Annotated in this window: 7 protein-coding genes; all 7 read right to left on the bottom strand. The window is 37.2% G+C overall.

Annotated features, from left to right (window positions below):
* Window positions 1–257: F0F1 ATP synthase subunit beta (locus GYA49_02575; GenBank protein ID NMC35907.1), on the bottom strand; the 257-nt coding region annotated here is incomplete at its 3' end.
* 41 nt (window positions 258–298) lie between these two features.
* A complete protein-coding gene (locus GYA49_02570) occupies window positions 299–556 on the bottom strand; it encodes a hypothetical protein (protein ID NMC35906.1) in 258 nt (85 codons plus the stop codon).
* Between the two features lie 121 nt (window positions 557–677).
* On the bottom strand, window positions 678–1,571 hold the full coding sequence (gene atpG, locus GYA49_02565; GenBank protein NMC35905.1) for an ATP synthase F1 subunit gamma: 894 nt from the start codon (window positions 1,569–1,571) through the stop codon (window positions 678–680).
* Between the two features lie 27 nt (window positions 1,572–1,598).
* Window positions 1,599–3,128: a F0F1 ATP synthase subunit alpha gene (locus GYA49_02560; protein NMC35904.1), complete on the bottom strand. Its 1,530-nt coding sequence runs from the start codon at window positions 3,126–3,128 to the stop codon at window positions 1,599–1,601.
* Window positions 3,128–3,475 carry a hypothetical protein gene (locus GYA49_02555; GenBank protein ID NMC35903.1) on the bottom strand — a complete coding sequence of 116 codons (348 nt, stop codon included), beginning with the start codon at window positions 3,473–3,475 and terminating at the stop codon, window positions 3,128–3,130. The genes GYA49_02560 and GYA49_02555 overlap by 1 nt, the downstream gene beginning before the upstream one ends.
* A 2-nt stretch (window positions 3,476–3,477) precedes the next feature.
* Window positions 3,478–3,996, bottom strand: coding sequence for a F0F1 ATP synthase subunit B (atpF, locus tag GYA49_02550; protein ID NMC35902.1), 519 nt, complete (start codon window positions 3,994–3,996; stop codon window positions 3,478–3,480).
* A 70-nt stretch (window positions 3,997–4,066) separates the two neighbouring features.
* Window positions 4,067–4,291 carry an ATP synthase F0 subunit C gene (atpE, locus tag GYA49_02545; GenBank protein NMC35901.1) on the bottom strand — a complete coding sequence of 75 codons (225 nt, stop codon included), beginning with the start codon at window positions 4,289–4,291 and terminating at the stop codon, window positions 4,067–4,069.
* Between the last annotated feature and the right edge of the window lie 45 nt (window positions 4,292–4,336).

Genomic DNA, 4,336 nt, shown 5'->3' with positions numbered 1-4,336 from the left:
GCTTTTTCACCTACTGGCATAGAAATTGGTTTACCAGTGTCAGTAGCTTTCATGCCGCGTTTGATACCTTGCGTACTGGTCATGGCTACACAGCGTACCTGCGTTTCACTAATTTGATGTTCAACTTCGGCAATGATGGTTTCATCGCCTTTAGCAACAGCGATAGCATTATAAATAGCCGGAATTTGGTCTTTATCGAATTCGATATCCAAGACCGGACCAATAACTTGAGATATGGTTCCTTGATGTTGTGCCATAGTTTATATCCTTTCTAAAATTGATTAGTTTTATTTTTTTATTAAAACAAGAAAAAAAACTTAGTTTCTTGCTCGCATTTTAAAGTTTCTCTCATGCCAGCTGAGATGCGAGCAACTCCTGGGAACTGCTCTTTTTCTTCCTCAGTTAGTTCTAAGGGTTTATCCCAATCACTGCCGAGTTTAGCTTTAGCTTCATCTAAACAATGTTGTCTTGAGCTAGTTAGTCGATACATCAGTGCATCATGCCACAAAGCTACAATCAGCAATAAACCAAAAATCAAAATGAAAAACAGAATCACAGCTCTAATTTTTGATTTTTTAGTCACTATACTTATCCATCTCGAATGTAGTTAGAATCTTGTTGTAAGATTTCTCTACTGCAGTCGAAATGACATATTTTAATATGTTAACTTGCTTTTGTTAATTCATGACCGCTGAAGCGGTAATGATATCAGCCAACTCGCTGGTAATTTGCTGTTGACGTAATCTATTGTAAATCAAACGCAACTGTTCCATAATTTCTTTAGCATTTTCTGAAGCTCCTTTCATAGCTACCATCCGAGCGGAATGTTCAGAAGCTTTGTTTTCCAGTAAAAAATGATAAAGTTGTAACTGGGCAAAATAGGGTAATAACCAATTAATAATTTTCTCTTTATTAGGTTCCAGTAGATATTCTTTAGGTTCAAATTCCCGTTCTTTTTCTTCAGTTAGTTCTTCCAAAAGACCAAGACTATCTTTAAGCTCTTCACGGTCAATTGGCAAAAATTGCGTTAAAAGCGGTTTTTGAGATAGGGTTGAAATAAACTTGTTGTAGCTGATGTAAATCCGGCCATATTCTTTGTCTTTAAATAAATCCAAAACCATCCGGGAAATTGGCAAAGTATGAATAAAATCAATGTTTTCAGGTAATTCAGAGAAATCAGCTAAAATATTGGCTCCCAAAGCATTGGCAAACATCCGCCCCTTTTTTCCAACCGTAATAAAGTCAACATCACCTTGCTCTTTGTACCAGCGCATAATTTGGCGAAAGTGATTGGTATTAAGGCCACCACATAAACCTTTATTAGTAGTCACAAAAATACATAACGATTTAGGATTATTGCTTTTCTTTAATAGTAAGTGATCGAATTTAGTAGTAGTAGAAAGCAAGGCAATTAAAATTCGGCGCAACTCAATAGAATAAGGTTCACCATTGATAGCCAGCTCTTGAGCTCGGCGCATTTTTGAAGCCGATACCATTTGCATAGCCTTAGTAATTTGGCTGATATTTTTGGCAGATTTGATACGGGAAAGGATTTTGCGTGATGAGGCCACATTCAAAAAGCTAAAAGCTTAAAGCTGTTAGTCTTCTTCAGCTTCATATTTACTAATAAAATGATTGGTATATTTTTCAACCACATTCTTAATCTTGGCTTCTAGTTTTTCATCCAATTTTTTATCTTTAATAATTTGACTATAAATTGTCTTATGTTGAGAAGCTACTTGATCAAGTAAACCTTTTTCATAGGCTTTAATATCCTCAACTTTGACTTTATCCAGATAACCATGTCCTACAGCCCAGAAAGCAATTGTTTCCTGTTCGGCAGTTAAAGGATTGTCCCAACCTTGCTTGAGCATTTCCATAACCCGTTTACCTCGATCAATTTGGCGTTTAGTGGCTTCATCTAGATCTGAAGCAAACTGAGCAAATGCTGCCAGTTCACGAAATTGGGCTAAGTCTAAACGTAGCTGCCCAGCCACTTGTCTCACGGCTTTGATTTGGGCGGCACTACCTACCCGAGAGACTGAAGCGCCAACATTGATAGCTGGTTTCTGACCAGCATTAAACAAATCAGTTTCTAGATAAATTTGGCCGTCAGTAATCGAAATCACATTAGTCGGAATGTAAGCCGAAACATCACCAAGTTGAGTTTCAATAATTGGTAAAGCGGTCAAGCTACCGCCGCCATTTTTCTGATTATATTTACAAGCTCGTTCCAGTAAAGCTGAATGGAGGTAAAAAATATCACCAGGATAAGCTTCGCGACCAGTCGGTCGGCGCAGTAATAGTGAAATTTCCCGATATGCCCAAGCATGTTTAGTCAGATCATCATAGATAACTAAGGCATCTTGGCCTTTTTCAGCAAAGTATTCACCAATAGCACAACCAGCTAAAGGAGCTAAATACTGCAAAGCTGGTGAAGTAGAAGCTGAAGCATCAACAATAATAGTGTAATCCATTGCTCCATACTTTTCTAAAGTCGATTTAAGTTGAGCTACGAATGACTCTTTTTGACCAATAGCTACATAAATACAAATCAAATTTTGACCTTTTTGATTAAGAATAGTAGTGAGAGCGATTGAAGATTTACCCGTGCCTCGATCACCAATAATCAGTTCTCGTTGACCTCGACCAACTGGAATCATAGCATCAATGGCTTTAATACCAGTTTGGACTGGCTGATTGACGCCCTCACGTTTGATAATCCCTGGTGCAATCCGGTCTAAAGCCATACGTTTGTCAGCTTTGATCTCATTACCGCCGTCAAGTGGTTGACCCAGCGGATTTACTACTCTTCCCAGCAATTTTTCAGAAACTCCAATATTTAAAATCTGGCCAGTGCTTTTGACTGTATCACCGGCTTTAATATGGGTAAAATCTCCTAAAATAATAGCGCCGACATTATCACTTTTTAAATTCAAAGCTAAGCCATAGGTTTTTTGAGGAAACTCTAAAATTTCACCATAGGCTACTTCAGACAAACCATCGATAACTGCCACCCCATCGCCAATTTCCTGGATTTCACCTACATTGGTAAGTGTTGCCCGTTGCTTAAGGCCAGCAATTTCTTTTTCTAAAAAAGTAGCGATATCGGTAGGAGCTTTCATAATTAATGTTTTAATTGTTGATTAATAGAATTAAGAGCGCTGTCAAGAGATAAGTCGATAATCTCATCATAAACTTGGACTTTAATACCGGCAATTAAGGCTTTATCAACGACAAATTCATATTCCAATTCTTTACCAAAAAAACTATCAACAGTGCTGGTAACTTGTTTTTTATAACCATCGCTCAGTTCATAAGCAGTTACAACCTTAGCTTGATTTTGTCGCTCTTCCTCTTCTAGTAGATTATTAAATTCGGTCACAACACTACGAAGCTCATCAACTTGACCACCGTGAGTCAAAAACTTTTGCAGAGTTGAAACAACTGATTTTAGTTTTTTATCTTGAGCCATAGTTATGAAATTTGTTTTTTAGCAATTTTATTAAGTTGTGTGTCCAAAATTTTCTGCTGAGTTTTTGGATCCAAGTATTCCTGTAAAACTTTTTTGGAAACTTGAACCGAAAGATCAGCCATTTTATCGTGCAAGGTTTTTTCTTGACGGGCTAATTGCTCATCAATTTCAGCTTGTTTTTTAGCCATAATTTTTTCAGCTTCAGCTTTAGCTTGAGCAACTAATTCCTCTTGCATCAACTTAGCGTCTTTTCTGGCTTGATTAAGAATCAGGCTTACTTCTTTTTGAGTTTGTTTTAATGTCTTCTGGCGCTCTTGTTCAATCTTTTCCTGAGTTTGTAAATTTGCTTCTGCAGCCTTAGCGCCTTTTTTGATGAGACTAGCTCTTTCGTCAAGTTTGCGCAAAATTGGCTTATACAAAAATTTGTTAAGCAAAAAGAGCAATACACCAAAGCTAACTATTTGACTGATCAAATAGAGCGGATTGATACCGAGTTGGGTAAAAACACCACCTTCTGTCATACAATTTTTATTCGAAATCCGACTATCGAAATCTTAAAAATCAATTTCTGATTTGGCGAGTTCGAATAGTTTAGGTAAATTTAATGATAAGAGCTGTTACTAGTGCATAAATAGCAATAGCTTCAGCAAAAGCCAGCCCCAAAATCATTGAGGTTTGGATTTTATCAGCAGCTTCTGGGTTGCGGCCAATAGCCTCCATAGCTTTACTAACAATTTTACCAATACCAAAAGCTGGCATAGCGCCACCAATTGCAATGGTAATACCAACGGCTAAAGCTTTAATAGCTTCGGACATTTGCAGTACATCTGCCATATGTTTTCCTCCATTATATTAATAATT

It is taken from the genome of Candidatus Beckwithbacteria bacterium (assembly GCA_012797845.1).
Taxonomy (GTDB): Bacteria; Patescibacteriota; Microgenomatia; order UBA1400; family UBA1449; genus JAAZOH01.
The sequence above is the reverse complement of the archived record's forward strand: the minus strand, read 5'-3'. Positions and strand labels throughout refer to the sequence as shown.